General features: G+C 58.4%; 29 protein-coding genes and 1 pseudogene. 14 read left to right on the top strand and 16 right to left on the bottom strand.

Features of this window, described 5'->3' with window-relative positions:
* Window positions 1-110: 110 nt before the first annotated feature.
* The 14 genes from ACR0AD_RS10855 to rplO all read right to left on the bottom strand — a co-directional run bounded on the left by ACR0AD_RS10855 (window position 111) and on the right by rplO (window position 12517).
* Window positions 111-1127, bottom strand: coding sequence for an amino acid ABC transporter substrate-binding protein (locus ACR0AD_RS10855; protein ID WP_480474036.1), 1017 nt, complete (start codon window positions 1125-1127; stop codon window positions 111-113).
* A gap of 205 nt (window positions 1128-1332) precedes the next feature.
* Window positions 1333-2040 carry an ATP12 family chaperone protein gene (locus ACR0AD_RS10860; protein WP_480484764.1) on the bottom strand — a complete coding sequence of 236 codons (708 nt, stop codon included), beginning with the start codon at window positions 2038-2040 and terminating at the stop codon, window positions 1333-1335.
* A gap of 3 nt (window positions 2041-2043) precedes the next feature.
* A complete protein-coding gene (locus tag ACR0AD_RS10865; protein WP_480487312.1) occupies window positions 2044-2715 on the bottom strand; it encodes an HAD-IA family hydrolase in 672 nt (223 codons plus the stop codon).
* Complete coding sequence (locus ACR0AD_RS10870; protein WP_480487339.1) at window positions 2712-3755, bottom strand: RluA family pseudouridine synthase; 1044 nt, start codon at window positions 3753-3755, stop codon at window positions 2712-2714. The genes ACR0AD_RS10865 and ACR0AD_RS10870 overlap by 4 nt, the downstream gene beginning before the upstream one ends.
* A 186-nt stretch (window positions 3756-3941) precedes the next feature.
* On the bottom strand, window positions 3942-5252 hold the full coding sequence (locus ACR0AD_RS10875) for a replication-associated recombination protein A (RefSeq protein WP_480484766.1): 1311 nt from the start codon (window positions 5250-5252) through the stop codon (window positions 3942-3944).
* 3 nt (window positions 5253-5255) lie between these two features.
* Window positions 5256-6641: a trypsin-like peptidase domain-containing protein gene (locus ACR0AD_RS10880; protein WP_480484767.1), complete on the bottom strand. Its 1386-nt coding sequence runs from the start codon at window positions 6639-6641 to the stop codon at window positions 5256-5258.
* 65 nt (window positions 6642-6706) lie between these two features.
* Entirely contained in the window at window positions 6707-7114 is a 408-nt protein-coding gene (locus ACR0AD_RS10885; RefSeq protein ID WP_480487313.1) for a hypothetical protein, read from the bottom strand.
* Window positions 7115-7223: 109 nt separating this feature from the next.
* Window positions 7224-7646: a 50S ribosomal protein L17 gene (rplQ, locus tag ACR0AD_RS10890; RefSeq protein WP_480474043.1), complete on the bottom strand. Its 423-nt coding sequence runs from the start codon at window positions 7644-7646 to the stop codon at window positions 7224-7226.
* Window positions 7647-7821: 175 nt separating this feature from the next.
* The gene (locus tag ACR0AD_RS10895; protein ID WP_480484769.1) at window positions 7822-8838 is read right to left on the bottom strand and encodes a DNA-directed RNA polymerase subunit alpha; all 1017 of its coding nucleotides are present in this window, start codon (window positions 8836-8838) and stop codon (window positions 7822-7824) included.
* Between the two features lie 114 nt (window positions 8839-8952).
* Complete coding sequence (gene rpsK, locus ACR0AD_RS10900) at window positions 8953-9342, bottom strand: 30S ribosomal protein S11 (protein ID WP_170462414.1); 390 nt, start codon at window positions 9340-9342, stop codon at window positions 8953-8955.
* A 15-nt stretch (window positions 9343-9357) separates the two neighbouring features.
* Window positions 9358-9726: a 30S ribosomal protein S13 gene (gene rpsM / locus ACR0AD_RS10905; protein WP_209505862.1), complete on the bottom strand. Its 369-nt coding sequence runs from the start codon at window positions 9724-9726 to the stop codon at window positions 9358-9360.
* A 201-nt stretch (window positions 9727-9927) separates the two neighbouring features.
* Window positions 9928-10572, bottom strand: a complete 645-nt coding sequence (locus ACR0AD_RS10910) for an adenylate kinase (RefSeq protein WP_209505861.1) — start codon at window positions 10570-10572, stop codon at window positions 9928-9930.
* Window positions 10569-11933 (bottom strand): preprotein translocase subunit SecY, encoded by a 1365-nt coding sequence (gene secY / locus ACR0AD_RS10915; protein WP_209505860.1) that lies wholly within the window; start codon window positions 11931-11933, stop codon window positions 10569-10571. The genes ACR0AD_RS10910 and secY overlap by 4 nt, the downstream gene beginning before the upstream one ends.
* Window positions 11934-12043: 110 nt before the next feature.
* Window positions 12044-12517, bottom strand: a complete 474-nt coding sequence (gene rplO, locus ACR0AD_RS10920) for a 50S ribosomal protein L15 (RefSeq protein ID WP_480487315.1) — start codon at window positions 12515-12517, stop codon at window positions 12044-12046.
* A gap of 319 nt (window positions 12518-12836) precedes the next feature.
* On the opposite strand from rplO, the gene ACR0AD_RS10925 reads away from it, so the two are divergent.
* Together ACR0AD_RS10925 and ACR0AD_RS10930 are read left to right on the top strand one after the other, a co-directional pair.
* Window positions 12837-13871, top strand: coding sequence for a fatty acid desaturase (locus ACR0AD_RS10925; RefSeq protein WP_480487316.1), 1035 nt, complete (start codon window positions 12837-12839; stop codon window positions 13869-13871).
* Window positions 13872-13890: 19 nt separating this feature from the next.
* Window positions 13891-13971 (top strand): annotated as a pseudogene (locus ACR0AD_RS10930) (50S ribosomal protein L23); the annotation flags it as partial.
* Window positions 13972-14025: 54 nt separating this feature from the next.
* On the opposite strand, the gene ACR0AD_RS10935 reads toward ACR0AD_RS10930, so the two are convergent.
* Both ACR0AD_RS10935 and ACR0AD_RS10940 read right to left on the bottom strand, forming a co-directional pair.
* Window positions 14026-14565: a hypothetical protein gene (locus ACR0AD_RS10935; protein WP_480487318.1), complete on the bottom strand. Its 540-nt coding sequence runs from the start codon at window positions 14563-14565 to the stop codon at window positions 14026-14028.
* On the bottom strand, window positions 14558-14845 hold the full coding sequence (locus tag ACR0AD_RS10940) for a hypothetical protein (RefSeq protein ID WP_480487320.1): 288 nt from the start codon (window positions 14843-14845) through the stop codon (window positions 14558-14560). The genes ACR0AD_RS10935 and ACR0AD_RS10940 overlap by 8 nt, the downstream gene beginning before the upstream one ends.
* Window positions 14846-15559: 714 nt before the next feature.
* Between ACR0AD_RS10940 and rplB the strand changes: the two genes are divergently transcribed.
* From rplB to rplE, 12 genes are all read left to right on the top strand, one after another.
* Window positions 15560-16402 (top strand): 50S ribosomal protein L2, encoded by an 843-nt coding sequence (gene rplB, locus ACR0AD_RS10945; protein WP_170531634.1) that lies wholly within the window; start codon window positions 15560-15562, stop codon window positions 16400-16402.
* Window positions 16403-16405: 3 nt separating this feature from the next.
* Window positions 16406-16684 carry a 30S ribosomal protein S19 gene (gene rpsS, locus ACR0AD_RS10950; protein ID WP_005980699.1) on the top strand — a complete coding sequence of 93 codons (279 nt, stop codon included), beginning with the start codon at window positions 16406-16408 and terminating at the stop codon, window positions 16682-16684.
* Window positions 16685-16687: 3 nt separating this feature from the next.
* Window positions 16688-17068 (top strand): 50S ribosomal protein L22, encoded by a 381-nt coding sequence (rplV, locus tag ACR0AD_RS10955; RefSeq protein WP_209505855.1) that lies wholly within the window; start codon window positions 16688-16690, stop codon window positions 17066-17068.
* Window positions 17068-17778, top strand: a complete 711-nt coding sequence (rpsC, locus tag ACR0AD_RS10960) for a 30S ribosomal protein S3 (protein ID WP_209505853.1) — start codon at window positions 17068-17070, stop codon at window positions 17776-17778. Before rplV ends, rpsC begins: the two co-directional genes overlap by 1 nt.
* 12 nt (window positions 17779-17790) lie before the next feature.
* Window positions 17791-18204, top strand: coding sequence for a 50S ribosomal protein L16 (gene rplP, locus ACR0AD_RS10965; protein ID WP_267364819.1), 414 nt, complete (start codon window positions 17791-17793; stop codon window positions 18202-18204).
* A gap of 236 nt (window positions 18205-18440) precedes the next feature.
* Window positions 18441-19061: a 2OG-Fe(II) oxygenase family protein gene (locus ACR0AD_RS10970; protein ID WP_480487322.1), complete on the top strand. Its 621-nt coding sequence runs from the start codon at window positions 18441-18443 to the stop codon at window positions 19059-19061.
* A 149-nt stretch (window positions 19062-19210) separates the two neighbouring features.
* Window positions 19211-19714 carry a hypothetical protein gene (locus tag ACR0AD_RS10975; protein ID WP_480487324.1) on the top strand — a complete coding sequence of 168 codons (504 nt, stop codon included), beginning with the start codon at window positions 19211-19213 and terminating at the stop codon, window positions 19712-19714.
* A 202-nt stretch (window positions 19715-19916) separates the two neighbouring features.
* Entirely contained in the window at window positions 19917-20123 is a 207-nt protein-coding gene (rpmC, locus tag ACR0AD_RS10980; protein WP_209505847.1) for a 50S ribosomal protein L29, read from the top strand.
* Between the two features lie 4 nt (window positions 20124-20127).
* On the top strand, window positions 20128-20358 hold the full coding sequence (rpsQ, locus tag ACR0AD_RS10985) for a 30S ribosomal protein S17 (protein WP_209505845.1): 231 nt from the start codon (window positions 20128-20130) through the stop codon (window positions 20356-20358).
* A 75-nt stretch (window positions 20359-20433) separates the two neighbouring features.
* On the top strand, window positions 20434-20802 hold the full coding sequence (gene rplN, locus ACR0AD_RS10990) for a 50S ribosomal protein L14 (protein ID WP_005621870.1): 369 nt from the start codon (window positions 20434-20436) through the stop codon (window positions 20800-20802).
* 2 nt (window positions 20803-20804) lie between these two features.
* Entirely contained in the window at window positions 20805-21116 is a 312-nt protein-coding gene (gene rplX, locus ACR0AD_RS10995) for a 50S ribosomal protein L24 (RefSeq protein WP_480474055.1), read from the top strand.
* Window positions 21109-21669, top strand: a complete 561-nt coding sequence (gene rplE, locus ACR0AD_RS11000; RefSeq protein WP_480484777.1) for a 50S ribosomal protein L5 — start codon at window positions 21109-21111, stop codon at window positions 21667-21669. The genes rplX and rplE overlap by 8 nt, the downstream gene beginning before the upstream one ends.
* Window positions 21670-21675 lie beyond the last annotated feature (6 nt).

The raw sequence follows: 21675 nt of genomic DNA on the forward strand, positions 1-21675 counted from the left end.
CGTGGCTTGCGGACTTTGTTTTTGTGGCGAGGTTGTCCCCGCTCTGCGTCCGTTCGCGTAAGTTTTGGTGAAAAAGGGCGCAGGTTGCCCTGCGCCCTTCTCCGTCGATATTAGCGGAACGGCGGCGAGTACAGCAGGCCGCCTTCGGTCCACTGTGCGTTCAGGCCGCGTGCCAGACCAATCGGGGTTTCTTCACCGATGTTCTTGGCAAACACTTCGCCATAGTTGCCGCCGGCTTTGATCGCCTTGGCTGCCCAGTCAGCGTTCAGACCCAGCATCTCGCCCAGGGTGCCTTCGGTACCCAGCAGGCGGTTGATTTCGGGGTTTTCGGTGCCAGCGGCCAGTTCATCGATATTGGCCGAGGTTACGCCCAGTTCTTCAGCCGAGATCAGCGCGTTCAGAGTCCAGCGCACAACGTCGCCCCACTCGTGGTCGCCGTGACGGACCAGCGGGCCCAGCGGCTCTTTCGAGATGATTTCAGGCAGCAGGATGTGATCACCGGGGTTTTCGAATGTGGCGCGGGTTGCCGCCAGACCCGAAGCGTCGGTGGTGTAAACGTCACATGCGCCAGCCAGGTACTGCTGCTGTGCTTCGGCGTTGGTTTCGATCGGAACCGGTTCGTAGCTGATGTTGTTCGAACGGAAGAAGTCCGCCAGGTTCAGCTCGGTTGTGGTGCCGGTCTGGATACAAACGGTTGCGCCGTCCAGTTCCTTGGCCGAGCTTACGCCCAGTGCCTTGGGAACCATAAAGCCCTGACCGTCATAGTAGTTCACACCGGTGAATTCGAACTTCAGGTCGACGTCGCGGCTGAAGGTCCAGGTGGTGTTCCGCGCCAGCATGTCGATCTCGCCCGAGGCCAGAGCGGTAAAACGTGTCTTACCGGTGGTCGGAACGAATTCTACCGCGCTTGCATCGCCCAGAACAGCAGCAGCAACGGCACGGCACAGAGATACGTCAAAGCCCTGCCATTCGCCATTGGCGTCAGGAGCAGCAAAGCCAACCAGACCGGTGGTCACACCACAGTTCAGCTTGCCGCGCGCTTTAACGTCGTCAACGGTCCCTGCCACGGCTGCGCCAGCAGCAAGACCGGCAATCGTTGCCGCGCCCAAGATTACGGATTTTTTCATTTTTACCTCTTCCTGATTTCCCGCCCCATCAGAGGCGGCTCTGCCCGGCAAGTGGATGCCGGATAGGTTACTCCAAAGGTGTCTCCCCTTTAGTGGCACTGAGTTTGGGCGTATTCATAAACAAACGTCAAGGGTCGGATCATCGAAAACGATGGATCAGACCCCAACCAATTTGAACATTTGGCCAAAAATCGGAAAATAAGGATCAAACCGACATATCAAAGAAGCGTTTAGCATGCAGAAATGCGGCTTTCTTCGTTTCGGCAACCGCATGGGCCTCGTCATCGTGACCCCATTGTTCGATCTGCCAGGTTTCGTCCAGCCTCGAAATGCGCCATATTTCGGCCGGTTCGCGCCAATCCATGGCCGCCGCAAACCCGAGAATCAATGACCCTGACAAGCTGACCAGATCGTGGAACGCCGCCAGTTGAAACGCATCCAGCGCATGGACGCGAGCACGCAGCGCCGACAGGGCAGCGGCAGATTGCGGCTTGTGCAACACACCTATAACCGGCTGCAAGCGAGCAGACAGCGCAGCCTCGGCCCAGTCCAGTGCCGGATCCCATTCGGCGCTTTGACGTTCCTGCAACTCTGTTGGATGTGTCGCTCGATAGCACAGCAGATCAGAATCGCCGTAATCCGCAAGCATATCGGCAACTTCCCCGTGCTGGGACCGAACCTTGTCGATTGCCGCATTCGCCGAACGGGTGCATGGCATCGTCGACGGATCTACCTCTTTCTGCTGGGCATCCCATTCTGACGCAACCGCTTCGGCCATGGCGCGGGTCGGCAGGATCAACGCCGCTTTGGCAGGGGTCTTGACGCGGCGGCCATCCAGTTCAACCGTAAACCCGCCGTCGACCTCGGTAATCCGGCTTTCTTTCCAGAAGCGTTTCGGTTTCCAGTCACTCATGTTTCAGTTCCATATCCCGGCCAGCGCAGTGGGCAACTGGTCAAAGGTCTCAATCACGCAGAAGGCCGAGGTCAAAGCAGACCGATCATGGTACCCCCATGCCACGCCGATGCCGCGCACCCCGGCAGCGGCAGCCATGTCCATGTCATAGCTTGTATCGCCGACCATCACCGCGCAGTCGGATTCGACACCGGTCTCGGCCAACGCGGCCTGCACCATGGAAGGATGCGGTTTCGACGGATGGTGGTCGGCGACCTGCCGGGTGACGAAGTAGCGCTCAAGCCCATGCACTTCGATCAACGCATCAAGTCCGCGCTTGGATTTGCCGGTTGCCACCCCAAGAAGCACTTCGGGTACGGCGTGCAAGGCTTCAATCGCCTCTCGCGCGCCGGGATAGAGCGGAGAGCTGGCAGCGCCCAAATCCAAGCGATGCGCGTGATAAGCTTCCTTGTACCCTTCAACGAGATCGTTCTGTACCGAGGAAGGTTGGTCCGGCACCAATCGTGCGATGGCATGTGGCAGGGACAGCCCGACAATGGACAGGATCACCTCTCGCGTCGGTACAGGTACCGACGCGGCCTGAAAGCTGGTGGTCATGGCGTGAACGATACTGCCCTGACTGTCGACCAGAGTGCCATCGACATCAAATAGAACCAGCCGCAGGGGTGCGCTCATTGCAGCGCCTCAAACGGGTCGTCGGCGGCCAGATCCTCGGTCCAGCCGAAGGTGTCCCAGCTGTGTTTCATATGTTCTGGCAAGGGCGCTGTCACGGTCACAGGTTTGCGCGTGATCGGATGCAGGAATGACAGTCGCCGCGCGTGCAGATGCAGCTTTTTGCTGATGATCCCACCCAATTGTGCGCCCCAGCCATCACCCAGGTTTTCCTGCCCCGAGCCACCGTATTTGCCGTCGCCTATGATCGGATGCCCGATCGCTGCCATATGCGCGCGCAGTTGGTGGGTGCGGCCCGTGATTGGCTCCATCGCCACCCAAGCGGCGCGCCCGGCCACCCGGTAGAGGGTCGCATAATGTGTATGTGCCCGTTTCGCACCGGGGGTGCTGTCGATCTCGTTCATATGGACGGGGATCATCTTTTCACCCTCGCCGTGGGCGCCATGACCGGCTGCTTTCACAAGACCCGTCTTGATTTCACCCAGATATGGCGTGGGAACACCTGCAACCAGCGCCCAGTAAATCTTGCGTGTATCGCGGTGACGGAAAGCGGCTGTTAGCCCCTTCGCGGCTTCACGCGTGCGGGCCAGCAGCAGAACACCTGACGTATCCTTGTCCAGGCGGTGAACCAGACGCGGGTTTTCGTCATACCCAAACCGCAACGCCTCGGACAGGCTGTCGACATGCCGGGTCTGCCCGCTGCCGCCCTGTACCGGCAGGCCCTGCGGCTTGTTCAGGGCCAGAATGTGATCATCACTGTAGATCACGCAGGACTGGATCATCTTGGCATCCGCATCCGAGATACGATGCTTGACCTCAACCGGTTTGTGATCAGGCCCCGGCAATGGCGGCACACGAACCACCTGCCCGACCTCCAATCGGGTCGAGGCCTTGGCCCGGCTGCCATCCACACGCAGTTCTCCCTTGCGGCACATCTTTTCGATGCGGCCCTGGCTGACATGCGGGAACAGGCGGCGCAACCAGCGGTCCACACGCTGATCGCCGTCCCCTTCAGCGACTGTAATCATCTGTACGCCACTCATGCCATTGCCCCTTGCGCCGCGCGGGTGATCCGCCCGGATTGCGTCTTTGTCCGTGTCCCAGAAATCATGGGGGTCTCTCGCGCGCAACGCGGCAAGAGTCAAGGTATCAGACAGGAACCTTTGGCGTTCGTGGGGGCTCAGCGCCACCCGCCACTTCTCGGCGCGGTCAATACATTCCCAGCCAGCCTAGCTGTTGCGCTGGGTCCGAAGCTTGGCGAAGTAATCGAGGCGCTTTTTCAGCTCACGCTCGAACCCGCGCTCGACCGGTTGATACAAAACCGGGCGTTTCATCGTTTCGGGAAAATAGTTCTGACCGGAAAACCCGTCTTCGGCGTCATGGTCATACGCATAGCCAGCACCATATCCCTGATCCTTCATCAGTGATGTGGGGGCATTCAGGATATGTTTGGGTGGTGGCTCGCTGCCTGATTGCTTGGCCAGCCGCATCGCTGCCTTATAGCCGACATAAGCACCGTTGGATTTCGGGGCCAGGGCCAGATAGACCAGCGCCTGCGCCAGCGCCAGCTCACCTTCGGGAGAGCCGAGCCGCTCATACGTTTCCCAGGATTGCAGGCAGATGGCCTGCGCCTGCGGGTCGGCCAGACCGATATCCTCGACCGCCATCCGTGTGATCCGACGCGCCAGATAGCGCGGGTCTTCGCCCCCTGTCAGCATTCGCGCAAACCAGTACAGCGCCGCGTCCGGGTCGGACCCGCGCACCGATTTGTGCAGGGCTGAAATCAGGTTGTAATGTTCATCGCCCGACTTGTCATATTTCGCCGCCCGCCGCATCAGCCGCGTCGACAGCGCGTCCGTGTCCAGTGGCGCATCCACCTTCCAGGCCGAGACCTGTTCGATCAGGTTCAGCAACGCCCGCCCGTCACCATCGGCCATTTCCTGCAACGCATCGCGGGCTGCGGGTGTCAACGGCAGCGCGCGGTCCAGCTCTTTTTCGGCGCGCTGGGTCAGGCGTTCAAGATCGGAAAGGCCAAGCCGTTCCAGCACCAGAACCTGCGACCGGCTGAGAACCGCGGCGTTCAGCTCAAAGGACGGGTTCTCGGTCGTTGCCCCGACCAGAAGGATCGTGCCGTCCTCCATATGCGGCAGAAACCCGTCCTGTTGCGCCTTGTTGAAGCGGTGTATCTCGTCCACGAACAGCAAGGTCCCCTGCCCGTTCTGGCGCCTGATCTTGGCCGCTTCGAAAACCTTCTTCAAATCCGGAACACCGGTGAAAATCGCACTGATCTGAACGAATTGCAGATCGGTTTCCTGCGCCAGCAACCGTGCGATCGTCGTCTTGCCGACACCGGGCGGCCCCCAGAAGATCAGGCTGGACAGACTGCCTGACGCCAGCATGACCCCCAGCGGTGCATCCGGGCCAAGAACCTGTTCCTGACCGATGACCTCGGCCAGTGACTGCGGGCGCAACCGGTCCGCCAGGGGACGGTGTGGCGCAGCGGTGGGTTCCGTTGGCCCTGTATCGAACAGATCGCTCACGGGTTACAGCCGGAACCGCAATGAGACTGACCGGCCACCGCGCAGAAGACCCATCTGCACACGACGACCCGGATCTGTCAGCGCATTCTCCACATCCCCAGGACGTTCGATGTCATTGGAATTGATGCTTTCAAGAATATCCCCCGATCGCAAACCCGCGCGTCCACCATAGGGGCCGGGATCAACAACAACGACACCTGTCTGGGACAGTGGCAAGCCCATATCGGAGATCACCGCAGGATTGACGCGGGACACCACCAGCCCCGGCAGGACAGTGTCTTCATCCAATGTCGTCTTTTCAGCGGCGGGGGTTTCCGGCGCTTTGATCAGTGCCACCTCAACCTCTTCGCTCTGGGTGCCGCGCAGCCGTGTCAGAACCGATGTCCCCCCCACCCCCGCTACGGACATGCGAAACTTCATCTCGGCAGGCGAGTTCACTTCGTCCCCGTCCACATGGGTCACGACGTCCCCCACCTTAAGCCCCGCCTCGCGCAGCGGGCTAAGGTCATGAAGGTCCGAGATGACAACACCCAGCGGGATGGCAAGACCAAGGGATTCAGCAATATCCGCGCTCATATGTTGACCGGTCATGCCTGCCCAGGGGCTGATAAAACTGTCATTGCCCTGCTGGGCCTGTTTCAGAAACTCGGCCACAAGATTTGCGGGGATGGCAAAACCGATGCCATTCGACCCGCCCGAGCGTGTTAGAATAGAGGTGTTGATCCCGATAAGGTCCCCGTTCACATCAATCAGCGCACCGCCGGAATTCCCCGGGTTGATCGCTGCATCTGTCTGAATGAAATACCCGCGTGCATTGCCTGTCGCAGTACCTGTGCGCGCCAAGCCCGAGATGATACCAGAGGACACCGTTTGCCCCACCCCGAACGGGTTGCCGATGGCAAGGGCCAGTTCGCCAACCTCGACCTGATCGGAATCGCGCAGGGTCAGGTAGGGCAGGTCTTGCGCCTCTTCCAGACGCAGAATCGCAATGTCGCTTTCTTCGTGCCCCAGTACGACTGTGGCAGAAAACTCGCGCCGGTCGGTTGTCACGACCCTGATTTCGGTCGCCGAGCCTACAACATGGTAGTTGGACACAACGTAGCCATCTTCAGACAGGATGACCCCGGAACCCAGCGAGTTCTGAACCCGCGGCTGCGGCGTTCCCAGGCTGCCGCCAAAGAAATCCCGAAAGAACGGGTCCGAGTAAAACGGGCTGGCCCGCCCCTGCCGCACGATCTTGGCGTAGATATTCACCACCGCAGGCGAGGCCTTTTTGACCACCGGAGCAAAGCCCAGAGAGATTTCGGACTGCGATTGCGGGACGCGGGTTTCGGCAAATGCTGGCAGGGCCATGACAAGCATAAGAGAGATAAAGGATGCGCGGATCATGGGGGCTCCGGATTTGATTATCTTTGGGATATGCGGGGCAAAGGCAATAAATGCAAGCCGCGCGCTCAGCTTCGGCGGCGCAGGAACTTGAGCCCGGACCAATCGGCGTCAATCGCGCAAACCTTTACGTCGACCCAGCCCAGCGGCAGGATTTCACTGCGCAGCATATCCTCGGTCACACCTGCGTGCAGGGGCGAAGATTTCTTGGCCCAGGAGACCCACAGCATTCCTCCGCTCCGTATGTGGGCGATTTGCTCAGCGGCCAATTCGGCGATCTGGTCCGGATGGTTCAGGAACATGTGAACCGCATCCGCAGGATCGGCTGCAGGGTCGAACAGAACACCGTCGGCGCCTGCAGTCAGGTTGGGATAATGGGCAGGAGCGTTGAGCGTACGGACCGCATATCCGGGTTTGAAACCCAGTTTCGACCAGAGCGGTTTGCCTGAGTATCCTGCTGCGGGTTCACTTGCCATAACAGCCTGAACTTATGGCGCAAATCGAATGAAGGCAATTGGTTAGCTGAGGCACAAAAAAGCCCGCCCGATTGCTCGGGCAGGCGCATCAGGTCGATGACCGTCGTGCTTATTCTTCGGCTGCGGCCTCTTCGGCGGCAGCGCGGGCTTTGTCCGCGGCGCCTTTGGCATCGATGTCGCGATCGACGAATTCGATGATCGCCATCGGAGCCATGTCACCATAGCGGAAGCCGGCTTTCAGGATGCGGACGTAACCGCCCTGACGCTCGGCATAGCGGGGGCCCAGAACTTCGAACAGCTTGGCGACGTCTTTGTCTTCTTTCAGCTGAGCTGCGGCCTGACGGCGGGCGTGCAGGTCGCCGCGCTTGCCCAGGGTGATCAGTTTTTCGATGATCGGGCGCAGTTCTTTTGCTTTGGGCAGAGTTGTCTTGATCTGCTCATGTTCGATGAGCGAGCCAGCCATGTTTGCAAACAGAGCCTTGCGGTGCTCATGAGTACGGTTCAGGCGGCGGTAACCACGTGCGTGACGCATTTTTCAATTCCTTCTTTCGCGTTTTGCTTTGTCCGGCCTCCGATGCGTGTCAGAGGCTCACCTTGGGGCGGGATTGCCCGGATTGTACGTTTTGTACCGGCTTTCAGACCCCATTGGTCCGAAATGTACAAAACCTGCGACGGCAGGTTGGCCCCGCCGCCGCAGCCGAAGATGCTTAGAACGCGTCTTCGAATTTCTTTGCCAGATCTTCGATGTTGTCGGGCGGCCAGTCCTCGACATCCATGCCGAGGTGCAGACCCATGCCGGACAGCACTTCCTTGATCTCGTTCAGCGACTTGCGGCCGAAGTTCGGGGTGCGCAGCATCTCGGCTTCGGTCTTCTGGATCAGGTCGCCGATATAGACGATGTTGTCGTTCTTCAGGCAGTTTGCCGAACGGACCGACAGTTCCAGCTCGTCCACTTTCTTGAGCAGCAGCGGGTTGAACTCCAGACCATCGTCTTCGTCCTGACGGTTTGCCGATTCCGGCTCGTCGAAGTTGACGAAGATCGACAGCTGATCCTGCAGGATGCGCGCGGCATAGGCCAGTGCGTCATCGGGGGTGATCGAACCGTCGGTGTCGATCTTCAGGGTCAGCTTGTCATAGTCCAGAACCTGACCTTCGCGGGTCGGCTGCACGTCATAGGCGACTTTCTTGACCGGCGAATAGATCGCGTCGATCGGGATCAGGCCGATGGGCGCATCTTCCGGCTTGTTCTTTTCAGCCGAAACGTAACCCTTGCCGGTGTTGACGGTCAGCTCCATGAACAGGTCGGCGCCGTCGTCCAGGTGACAGATGACGTGATCGCGGTTCAGAACCTCGATGCCTGCGCTTTCGCTGATGTCACCAGCCGTAACGATTGCCGGGCCTTTGGCATTGATCGACAGGCGCTTGGGGCCTTCGACTTCCATGCGCAGGGAAACCTGCTTGAGGTTCAGGATGATGTCGGTGACATCTTCACGCACACCCGCCACGCTCGAGAACTCGTGCAGGACGTTGTCGATCTGGACGCTGGTGATGGCCGCGCCTTGCAGCGAGCTCATCAAAACGCGACGCAGGGCGTTGCCCAGGGTCAGACCAAAACCACGTTCCAGCGGTTCGGCAACCAGGGTCGCCTGACGCGCAGGGTCGTTGCCCGGCTTGGCTTCCAGCTGGGTCGGCTTGATCAATTCTGCCCAATTCTTGTGGATCATGTAATCCCTCCATTCCTGCCCGCGCCCCATGACCAACAAGGTGCAGACGCCCGAGGTTCAAAATGACGTGCTGGGGCCGTGCAAAAACACAGCCCCAGCTTAATTCCAGATCGCTTAGACGCGACGACGCTTCGGCGGACGGCAGCCGTTGTGAGCAATCGGGGTCACGTCGCGGATCGACGTGATGTTGAAGCCCACGGCAGCCAGTGCGCGCAGAGCCGATTCACGACCCGAACCGGGGCCCTGAACTTCGACTTCCAGCGTCTTGACGCCATGTTCCTGCGCTTTCTTGCCTGCGTCTTCCGCAGCCATCTGCGCGGCATACGGAGTAGATTTCCGCGATCCCTTGAAGCCCATGGTACCGGCAGACGACCACGAGATGGCGTTGCCCTGTACGTCCGAGATCAGGATCTTGGTGTTGTTGAAGGTCGAGTTCACATGGGCAACGCCCGATGCGATGTTCTTGCGCTCTTTGCGCTTGATGCGAGTCTTATCGCGTGCCATCGGTCAGACCCTCCCTTATTTCTTCTTACCGGCAATGGCCTTTGCGGGGCCTTTGCGAGTACGAGCGTTGGTGTGGGTACGCTGACCGCGAACCGGCAGGTTGCGGCGGTGACGCAGACCGCGATAGCAGCCCAGGTCCATCAGACGCTTGACGTTCATCTGAACTTCGCGACGCAGGTCACCTTCGACGGTGTAGTTGGCGTCGATATGTTCGCGGATGGCCAGAACTTCGGCATCCGACAGTTCATTGACGCGGCGGTGCGCTTCAATGCCCACGGCTTCGCAGATCGCGTTGGCCGAGGTGTTGCCGATACCGGTGATATATGTGAGGGCGATTGGAACCCGCTTTGCAGTCGGGATGTTTACGCCGGCAATACGTGCCACGTGTCACTTTCCTTTTTGTTGCGGTTCCGTAACTCCGGAACCTTTTTTCACAACACTTTACCGTGGCAGTGACGCCAGAGGGTCCAGTATTATTCGAGGTGGTCGGGGCATTTGGGACGAATCCCGCATGCGGTCTTGATTCCCTTTAGGGATGGGGGTCGATATGGGCTTTTGGTGGGGCCGTCAAGCCCCAACTTTCGGTCAACCCAGTATCGCCTCGATCGAGGCCGTCACTTCCTTGATATCCGCCAGCCCGTTCACGGGGCGCAGATCGCCCTTGGCGTAGTAATAGCCAATCAGCGGAGACGTCTTCTTGTAGTATTCCATCAGGCGCGTGCGCAGGCTGTCTTCGTTGTCATCGGCGCGGCGCTGGAAGTCATTTTCCTTGCCGCAATTGGTGCATTTGCCATCCGCCGGGATCGGCTTGGTGTTGTCGTTATAGACTTCACCACATCCGCCGCAGGTTGAGCGTGCGGTGATCCGGCCCACCAGCGCGTCGTCATCAACGCGCATCTCGATCACGGTGTGCAGCGACTGGCCCAGCTTGGTCAGCAGAGCGGCCAGCGCATCGGCCTGCGCCAGCGTTCGGGGAAAGCCGTCAAAGATGAAACCGGCGCCTGTTTCGGTGGTCAGTTTCTCTTCGATCAGGCCGATCACGATTTCATCGGTGACCAGCTTGCCCGCATCCATGATCGCCGCAACCTTCCGGCCCATCTCCGTGCCCGAGGTTTTGGCTTCGCGCAGCATGTCGCCCGTGCTGAGCTGCACCATGCCGCGTGTTTCAACCAGATGACGCGCCTGCGTTCCTTTCCCTGCCCCCGGGGGGCCCAACAGAATGATATTCATCGACGAGAGGGTCCCTTCCTGCCGCGTTTCTTGCTTTTGCCGCGCAGTTGAGACTTTTCGATAAGCCCTTCGTATTGATGCGCCAGAAGATGGCTCTGAACCTGCTGGATCGTGTCCATGGTCACGGAGACGATAATCAGAACCGAGGTGCCACCGAAATAGAACGGGATGGCAAATTGGCCCCGCAGGATTTCAGGCAGCAGACAGACGGCAGCCAGATAGGCCGACCCCAGCACCAGTACGCGGTTGACCACGTATTCCAGATACTCGGCGGTTTTCTTGCCGGGGCGGATACCGGGCACGAACCCGTTCTGCTTTTTCAGGTTGTCCGCCACATCATCCGGCTTGAACGACACGTTGAACGTGTAGAAATACGCAAAGAACACGATCATCGACGCGAAGAACAGCAGATACAGCGGCTGTCCGGGGCCGAAATTGGCCAGCAGCCACGACATGACCGGCCCGTTTGCAGCGCCCGACGAGAAGGTCGAGATCGTCACCGGCAGCAGCAGCAGCGAGCTGGCAAAGATCGCCGGTATCACGCCCGCGGGGTTGACCTTGACCGGCAGGTGGCTGGAGCCGCCTTCGTAGATTTTCATCCCGGCCTGACGGCGTGGGTACTGGATATGGATCTTTCGCAGCGCCCGTTCCATGAAGACCACGAACATGATGACGGCAATCACCATCACGATCACGCCAACAATCACGGCGGGGCTGATTGCGCCCGAACGGCCCGACGCGAAGAACTGCGCCAGGGCGGCGGGAACCTCGGCGATGATGCCGACGAAAATGATCAGAGAAATACCGTTGCCGATGCCGCGCGCGGTGATCTGCTCACCCAGCCACATCAGGAACATGGTGCCGCCGACCAGCGTGATCATGGTCGACATGCGGAAGAACAGGCCCGGATCGGTCGCCAGATCGCCCGATTCCAGCGACACAGCCAGACCGTAGGCCTGCACGGTGGCCAGTGCCACGGTGCCGAAACGGGTGTATTGGTTGATCTTCTTGCGGCCCTGCTCGCCCTCTTTCTTGAGCTGTTCGAGCGCGGGAACCATCGATGTCAGCAGCTGTACGATGATCGAGGCCGAGATATAGGGCATGATGCCAAGGGCAAAGATGCCCATTCGGCCAAGCGCCCCGCCCGTAAACATCGAAACCATGCCGCCGATGCCCTGCCCCGCCTGTTCCATGAACTCGCGCAAGGCTGCTCCGTCGATCCCCGGCACCGGAATGAAGGTGCCCAGACGATAGACGATCAGCAAACCCAGCGTGAACAGGATGCGGTTGCGCAGATCGGTGGCCTTGCCAAGGGCAGCCCAGCTTGTGTTGGCTGCCATTTGTTCTGCTGCTGATACCATAAAGTCGGTCTCTCTTATGCAAACGCCGCCCGGAACCGTTTTCCGGCTCGGACGGCGTCTTGGAAAACTCTGAAGTCTATGTAAGCGGGTCTTTGCCCGCTCACAAGCGCTTACTCTGCCGCAGCGGCTTTTGTGACTTTCAGTGAACCGCCCGCTTTTTCAACTGCCTCGACAGCAGCTTTCGACGCACCGGTCACTTCCAGATCAACCTTGGCGCTGATCTCGCCTTTGGCCAGAACGCGAATACCATCCAGCTTGCGGCGGACCAGACCGGACGCAACCAGAGCGTCTTCGGTGATCGCAGCGTTGGCGTCCAGCTTGCCGGCTTCGACGAATTTCTGGATCAGGCCCAGGTTGATGACGGCGAATGCCTTGCGGTTGGGCTTGTTGAAGCCACGCTTGGGCAGACGCTGGTACAAGGGCATTTGACCGCCTTCATAGCCGTTGATGGCCACACCCGAGCGGGATTTCTGGCCTTTGATACCACGGCCACCCATTTTACCTTTGCCGGAACCCGGACCACGGCCAACGCGGGTGCGTTTCGGTGCGGCGCCAGGATTGTCGCGCAATTCGTTCAGTTTCATTTCGCTTCTCCTAAGCCGGATATGACCCCCGAAGCGTGATGGGCCAAACACGGCATTTCTTGGTTTTGATTCTCGCGGCCGAAAAGCCACCGCAGGCGTATAGGCCCGATGGCAGGGCTTGGCAAGACTGTAGATCGCCAGCCGCTCGGCCTGACCGGCAAAAGCCCCGGGACCGGCCCCGCGGGTGAACCCAAAAGGACACCTTCACCGGGGTCTGACCGAAAATCGAGCACGAAATATGGCGATTTTGGCAATTATCGCTTGCCATGACCGGGCGGTAGTCTATCCGGATTGCCACAAACAAGAACTTGGCAGGCGCATGACTGAAACCACTCTCTCGACCCGGAAACAGCCGGAGACTACCGCTGCACGTGACTGGGTCACAACGCTTGCCAAATATCGCGAACCCGACCAGCTGCGCAGCGCGTTTGAGCTGGGCGTCAGTATCATCCCCTTCTTCGCGCTCTGGGCTTTGTCCTGGATGTCGCTGTCGGTCAGCTATTGGCTTGCTTTTGCGATTTCCGTTCTCAACGCGGCCTTTCTGTTGCGCCTGTTTGCCATCCAGCACGATTGCGGGCACGGCGCGTTCTTCAAGAACCGCACGGTCAGCGACTGGGTTGGACGCGCGATCGGAGTTCTGACGCTGACACCTTATGATGTCTGGCGCCGCACGCATTCCACACATCACAACAGTTCCGGCAATCTGGGCAAGCGCGGGATGGGCGATATCCACACCCTGACCGTGGCCGAATATCAGGCGAAAACCCCGATGAACCGGTTCTGGTATCGTGTGTATCGAAACCCGATCACCCTTTTTGTCTTTGGCCCCGGTTATCTGTTCCTGTTTCAGAACCGCCTTCCACTGGGCCTGACCGACAGCGTCCGGTTCTGGGTCAGCGCGATGGCCACCAATCTTGCCATTCTGGTTGCGCTTGTGGCCATCTACTATTTTGGCGGGCTGATGCCGATGGTACTGATCTTCCTGCCCTCGACCCTGATTGCCGCCACCGCCGGGGTATGGCTGTTCTATGTGCAACACCAGTTCGAGGACACGCATTGGGACGCCGATGAAGACTGGCAGTTGCACGAAGCGGCGCTGCACGGAAGCTCTCATTATATATTGCCGTCCGTGTTGCAGTGGTTCACCGCCAATATCGGTATCCACCACGTGCATCACCTGTACAGCCGCATTCCGTTCTATCGCTTGACCGAAGTGCTGCGCGACCATGATGAACTGGCCAACAGCAATCGGATGACCATCCGCGAAAGCCTCGCCAACGCGCGCCTGCACCTGTGGGATGAGCAAAGCCGCCGACTGCTGTCCTTCGCCGAGGCCCGCGCGCTTTACGGGTGAGGGGTAGGTCTGTGGTTAACTGCGCCGTCGGAAAGACGTCAAGAAATTTTATGTGACCCTGGAAGAGGGCAACACCATCGACGTGTCCACCGGTCTCTAATCGAATCCGTCTTTGGAGAGAGATAAAGGCCCCCGCGAAAGCGGGGGTTTTTTGTTAGGATGGCGCGCCCAACTGTGGTCCAACGCTGAATTTGACGGCATTTCGCGCCAAGTCGGCTCCGGGGCTCGTGATCAATACCCATGTAGCAAATGCGATTTTGCTTTTTGTTTCAGCTTCGCAGAGTTTTCTGATGCTGACCTCTGCAATCGTCACCCATTGTAGAGCTTCGGCGGCAGTAGGTCGACACATCGGGTCATAGTCGACACGTTTTCGTGCGTCTTGAAGCTGAACAAAAATGTTAGCAAATCCCTTAATCTCATCAGGGAAATTAATAGAACTAGCTTTTGCGCAAGCGTTCTTGCATGAACCGTGTGAAAGGCCACGATAGACCTCTACCCATGCGCGGTTTGGACGTTCTTCTCTGTCCTCGCCAACTAAACTGTGAGCGGAAACTCTTGCAAGTGCGTGAAAGACTGCGAAATATGCGGTGCTAATCGCTCGCCTTAGATCAGTTTGGGTAACGTCTGCGTTTTCTGCGTTAAGCAACTTCTTGGCCGTAGCGACTAAGTCTTCAGCCAACTGTTCGTCAGGCATGTACCTCGTGTCCAATAGAGGGGGTAATGATCGGAAAAAATTTGCTCCACTTGTCGCCTTTTTCGGCGAGTGAGCGGCGCACTTTGCCAGTTAAACCAAAGTAACCTTCTGCGAAAGCAGTAGGGTCTACAGTGGTGTTCACGATCAGAATGATCCTGATTTCACGGGCTTCTGCATCAATGGTTACATCTTCGATTTTTATCTCTGTCACTAATTCTTCGGGGAACGCTTCAGTGACAGCGGCTTCTAGCCGCTTGAGCACTTGGTCCGGAATATTCATTTGTTATCTCCCTATGTCGCCACGATTACATGGCATGGCGCATATTCAAAGAAAAAAATGATGTGACTCATCTGCTGGGTACGTAATATTGAATTTAGCTGTTAACAATAGCTTACCATGGCAAACGTAGGGGCAGATTGTCGCTTGACGCCACACCCCGAAATATGTTGGTTGGTCTTTGGATGCCCGTCGTCATCTCTATTCCTCTCCGGCTTCTAAGGTGAAGACTTAAGAGGGGTTTTCACGAGCGCAGACTTAAATCTGCAGTCGTGACTAAGGAGAAACTCTATGACGACATGTAGTTGGCCGAAACCGGTGCGCGTTCGCGCGTATACCCGGTTTCGGAATGGGCGCTGGGAATACGTAGTATCCCATTGCCGGAGTTATCCGTCGTAAGGCGCTGCAACGCCAATGACGTTCTGTAGTTAAGATGGCGGGCATCTACCAACAATAGACTAAAGTGACAAGCGAGAATAGTTGAACAACTATTTTGTGAATTCTTTGCAATGTTGCCGTTTAGATTCACTCTACCCCCCCCTTGCCACCCACCGCCAACACTGCTAAACGCTCCCAATCTTGCGGCCTCGGATTCGTTCCGGGGCCTTAGATATTTTGCAACCGGGGACCTTCGGGGCCCTATACCTTTGGCACCTACGGGGGCCTATCACATAGCGGGGGACCTCCCCTGCACTTGCTAAACGGAAGACAGAAAGCATGGCACTCAAGTCGTACAAGCCGACGACGCCGGGCCAGCGCGGGCTGGTGCTGATCGACCGTTCGGAGCTTTGGAAAGGACGTCCGGTCAAGTCTCTTACAGAGGGTTTGACCAAATCGGGCGGCCGGAACAACACCGGACGGATCACTTCACGCCGCCGCGGCGGTGGCGCAAAGCGTCTCTACCGGATCGTTGACTTCAAACGGAACAAATTTGATGTCGCGGCAACCGTCGAGCGGATCGAATATGACCCGAACCGGACCGCGTTCATCGCACTGGTAAAATACGAAGACGGCGAGCAGGCGTATATCCTGGCTCCGCAGCGTCTGGCTGTTGGTGACAAGGTCATCGCGTCGGCAAAGGCCGATATCAAGCCGGGCAACGCAATGCCGTTCTCGGGCATGCCCATCGGTACCATCGTTCACAACATCGAGATGAAGCCTGGCAAAGGCGGTCAGATCGCACGTGCGGCCGGTACTTACGCGCAATTCGTGGGCCGCGATGGCGGTTACGCTCAGATCCGTCTGAGCTCGGGCGAGCTGCGCATGGTCCGTCAGGAATGCATGGCCACCATCGGTGCCGTGTCCAACCCCGACAACAGCAACCAGAACCTTGGTAAAGCCGGTCGTATGCGCCACAAGGGCGTGCGTCCGTCGGTTCGTGGTGTTGCTATGAACCCGATCGATCACCCGCATGGTGGTGGTGAGGGTCGTACCTCGGGTGGCCGTACGCCGGTTACGCCGTGGGGTAAGGACACCAAGGGTAAGCGTACCCGCAACAAGAACAAAGCGTCCCAGAAGCTGATCATCCGCTCGCGGCACGCCAAGAAGAAGGGACGTTAATCCATGTCTCGCTCTGTTTGGAAGGGTCCTTTCGTCGATGCTTACGTGCTGAAAAAAGCCGAAGCAGCGCGCGAGTCGGGCCGCAACGAAGTCATCAAGATCTGGTCGCGTCGTTCCACCATCCTGCCCCAGTTCGTGGGTCTGACCTTTGGTGTGTACAACGGCCAGAAGCATATCCCGGTAAACGTCTCGGAAGACATGATCGGTCAGAAGTTCGGTGAATATTCGCCGACACGGACCTATTATGGCCACGCCGCAGACAAAAAAGCGAAGCGGAAGTAAGTCATGGGCAAGGAAAAGAACCCCCGCCGCGTGGCTGAAAACGAAGCAATGGCGAAAACGCGCATGCTTCGCACCAGCCCGCAGAAACTGAACCTGGTAGCAGCTATGATCCGCGGCAAGAAAGTCGAGAAGGCCCTGACCGACCTGACTTTCTCGAACAAGCGTGTCGCGCAGGACGTCAAGAAGTGCCTGCAGTCCGCAATCGCGAATGCCGAAAACAACCACAACCTGGACGTTGACGAGCTGATCGTCGCCGAAGCCTGGGTTGGCAAGAACCTGGTCATGAAGCGCGGTCGCCCGCGTGCCCGTGGCCGTTTCGGCAAGATCATGAAGCCGTTCTCGGAGATCACCATCAAGGTGCGTCAAGTTGAGGAGCAAGCCTAATGGGACATAAAGTCAATCCGATCGGCATGCGCCTTCAGGTCAACCGCACCTGGGACAGCCGCTGGTACGCAGATACCAAGGACTACGGTGATCTTCTTCTGGAAGACCTCAAGATCCGTGAGTTCATTCAGAAAGAGTGCAAGCAGGCCGGTGTTGCCCGTGTGATCATCGAACGTCCGCACAAGAAGTGCCGCGTTACGATCCACACCGCACGTCCTGGTGTCATCATCGGCAAGAAAGGTGCGGACATCGAAGTCCTGCGCAAGAAGCTGGCTGCGATGACCGACAGCGAACTGCACCTGAACATCGTCGAAGTGCGCAAGCCCGAACTTGACGGTCAACTGGTTGCCGAGTCAATCGCTCAGCAGCTGGAACGCCGTGTTTCGTTCCGCCGCGCGATGAAGCGTGCCGTACAGAACGCCATGCGCATGGGCGCCCTGGGTATCCGGGTGAACGTCGCTGGCCGTCTGGGTGGTGCCGAAATCGCACGGACCGAATGGTACCGCGAAGGTCGTGTGCCGCTGCACACGCTGCGCGCCGACATCGATTACGCACATGCCGAAGCGATGACCCCCTACGGGATCATCGGGATCAAGGTCTGGATCTTCAAAGGGGAGATCATGGAGCACGATCCGCAGGCACGTGACCGTAAAGCACAGGAACTCCAGGACGGCCCTGCACCTCGTGGTGCTGGTGGCGGTCGTCGCTAAGGAGGGAAAGATATGCTTCAACCAAAGCGTACAAAATTCCGCAAGTTGCACAAAGGCCGGATCAAGGGCGAAGCCAAGGGCGGCTCTGATCTGAACTTTGGCACCTACGGCCTGAAAGCGATCGAGCCTGAGCGTGTAACCGCACGCCAGATCGAAGCTGCACGTCGTGCCATGACGCGTCACATGAAGCGTCAGGGCCGTGTCTGGATCCGCATCTTCCCCGACACTCCGGTCACTGCAAAGCCGATCGAAGTTCGTATGGGTAAAGGTAAGGGTTCGGTCGACCGCTGGGTTTGCAAGGTCAAGCCCGGTCGCGTGATGTTCGAGATCGACGGCGTCAATGACGACATCGCCCGCGAGGCCCTGCGCCTGGCTGCGATGAAGCTGCCGATCAAGACCCGCGTCGTGGTTCGCGAAGACTGGTAAGCGATCCGGGGGCACCCCCGCTCGTGACAAGATTGACCCCCGTCGGAACACCGGCGGGGGTTTTTCTATAGGGGGCTCTGCCCCCGTCGCGCGTGCCGCGCGCCTCCCCCGGGATATTTTGGGCCAGATGAAGCAGGGGATCCGTTCTTCATCTGGCTGCAAATATCCCGGAGCGCGAGGCAGAGCCTCGCAAAACAGCCATCGCCTTCACCGCGCGGCTGGTTTAAGACAGCGCCATGCCACAGATTGAATCACTTTTCGTCACCCGCCTCTATCGTGCCTCCTTGTCCGAATTCGGTCCCCCGATCGATGCGGAGGAGTTGGAAAGCTCATGCCTTGTCATCGCCGAGGATGACGAGGCCGGTCAGGACTGGTGCGAAGAAAACGGCTATCCCGGTTACACCAGCTATGCCTCGCTGACCGACCTGCCCTGGCGGTTTCCGATATTCGCCGATCTGGTCAAAGCGCTGGACAGCCATGTGGCGGCTTTTGCCAAGGATCTGGAGTTTGATCTGGGTGAAGGTGAGCTGAAGCTGGAAGACCTGTGGATCAACATCCTGCCCGAAGGCGGCATGCATTCCAGCCACCTGCACCCGCACAGTGTGATTTCCGGCACCACCTATGTGGCGATGCCAGAAGGCGCGAGCGCGCTGAAACTGGAAGACCCCCGTTCGGGCCGCATGATGGCCGCGCCGACACGGCTGAAAGGCGGGCGGCGCGATTTGCAGCCCTTCATCTATATGAAGCCGCAGGTGGGCGATGTCCTGCTATGGGAAAGCTGGCTGCGCCACGAGGTGCCGATGAACATGGCCGAGGAAGAGCGGATTTCGGTGAGTTTCAACTATAAGTGGGACTGACCGTTTCTGGCAGGGCTGACTTCTGCACCTGTTTGATTGATCGGGATCAAGCACACTTAAGCCTGCTCGTTGTAGACTCCGCTCCAATGCGTCGGTCTGCCTGATGAGTCGGACCGGAGTGCCGCGTATCTGGTTTGATCGGACACACCGTGCTGAGATTTGTCACATTGATCATAGGGCTACTGGTCTCAAGCGCGACTGGCGTAGTGGGACAGGAGGTCGACCCGCACCGCATCTACGAAAACAGCTGTTCCGGATGCCACGCCCCCCATTCCGGTGATTTCGTTTGGGATGAGCTTAATGTGTCAGATGGCGTGCTGGTCGGAGCCCGGTCCGGACGGGCGGTCGAAAATTACTTGCGCTCCGGTCATGGCGGGGTGACTACGGACAAGGCCGAGGTACTGCTTGCTCATTTCCGGATTATCCGGGACTCGGGCGGTGTCTTCATCGAGAAATGCCGTATTTGCCATGTGACCGCCGTGGAGCTTGTGCGAAACAATCTGATCCTTGACGAAGGGAAGCTGACGGGGCGATATACCGGGCGTGACATCGGAGCGTTCCTGGACGGTCATGGCCGTCTTTCGCCGGAAGAGGTTTCCGAGATGCTGTCCGTATTGACCAGAGTGGCAAATAGCCAGGGTCTGACACGGTGACACAAGCGGGTTTTTGATTTCGGGAAATTCCCTGTTCCCGCATGGCAAACTTTCCCTTGCCACCCCACCCCTAACCCCCTATAGAGCGGCATCTTGCGGTCTCCCGGCGTTGTCGGGCGATTCGTATGTCTATCATTCATCCACCAGGTCAAAGGTGACCCGAGTACGGGGCCTTCTGGTGTTTTGAGCAAAGGAAAAGGCGATGAACGCCCAAGAACTGCGTGACAAGACCCCTGATCAGCTCCGCGAGGAACTGGTCAACCTGAAGAAAGAAAGCTTTAACCTGCGCTTTCAACAGGCAACCGGTCAGCTGGAAAACACTGCTGGCATCAAAGCGGCCCGCCGCAACGCTGCCCGCGTCAAAACCATCCTGAACGAAAAGGCCGCTGCCGCGGCATCCGAGGAGTAATCAGATGCCCAAGCGTATCCTGCAAGGCACCGTGACCAGCGACGCCAACGAACAGACCATCACCGTGCTGGTCGAGCGCCGTTTCAAGCACCCGCTGCTGCACAAAACCGTTCGTAAGTCCAAGAAATACCGGGCTCATGACGAAAAGAACGCCTTCAAGGTCGGCGACTCTGTACGCATCATCGAATGCGCGCCGAAATCGAAGACGAAACGTTGGGAAGTTCTGGAAGCGTAAGCTTCCGGGATTTTTCATTTGTCGAAACCCTGGGGGATTTAATCAGACCAGCCCCCACAGGTCGGGAGAAACCACATGATCCAGATGCAGACCAATCTGGATGTCGCTGACAACTCTGGCGCACGCCGAGTTCAGTGCATCAAGGTCCTGGGTGGTTCCAAGCGTAAATACGCCTCCGTTGGCGACATCATTGTCGTCTCGGTGAAGGAAGCCATCCCGCGCGGCCGCGTAAAGAAAGGTGACGTCCGCAAGGCCGTCGTCGTACGCACCGCCAAAGAAGTCCGTCGCGAAGACGGCACCGCGATCCGTTTCGATCGCAACGCCGCCGTCATCCTGAACAACAACAACGAGCCCGTAGGTACCCGTATCTTTGGCCCCGTTGTTCGTGAACTGCGCGCGAAGAACTTCATGAAAATCATCTCGCTGGCTCCGGAGGTGCTGTAATTATGGCTGCTAAACTCCGCAAAGGCGACAAGGTCGTCGTGCTGTCCGGCAAGGACAAGGGCAAAGAGGGAACTATCACCTCGGTTGACCCCAAAGCCGGTAAAGCTGTGGTCGATGGCATCAACATCGCCATCCGCCACACCCGCCAGTCGCAAACCTCGCAAGGTGGTCGCCTGCCTCAGGCAAACCCGATCGAGCTGTCGAACCTGGCACTGCTGGACAAGAACGGCAAAGCAACCCGCGTTGGCTTCCGCATGGAAGGTGACAAGAAGGTGCGTTTCGCCAAGACCACAGGGGACGTGATCGATGCTTGATAACGCAACCTACACCCCGCGCCTGAAAGCGCAGTACGCCGAGACCATCCGTGCCGCTCTGAAAGAAGAGTTCGGCTACAAGAACGACATGCAGCTGCCCAAGCTGGAAAAAATCGTTCTGAACATCGGTTGTGGTGCTGAGGCCGTCAAAGACTCGAAGAAAGCGAAAGCCGCTGTCGAGGATCTGACTGCAATTGCCGGTCAACAGGCCGTCTCAACCAAGGCGAAGAAGTCGATCGCGGGTTTCCGCGTCCGGGAAGACATGCCGCTGGGTGCGAAAGTGACCCTGCGCGGTGACCGGATGTACGAATTCCTGGATCGTCTGATCACGATCGCAATGCCGCGCATTCGTGACTTCCGCGGTGTTAAGCCCTCTTTCGATGGTCGTGGCAACTTTGCCATGGGCATGAAAGAGCACATCGTGTTCCCGGAAATCGACTTCGACAAGGTCGACGAGGTCTGGGGCCTGGATATCGTAATTGCCACCACAGCGAAAACCGACGCTGAAGCAAAGGCACTGTTGAAAGCATTCAACATGCCGTTCAACGCGTAAGCGCCG

The sequence above is a fragment of the Ruegeria sp. BH8 genome (genome assembly GCF_056538065.1).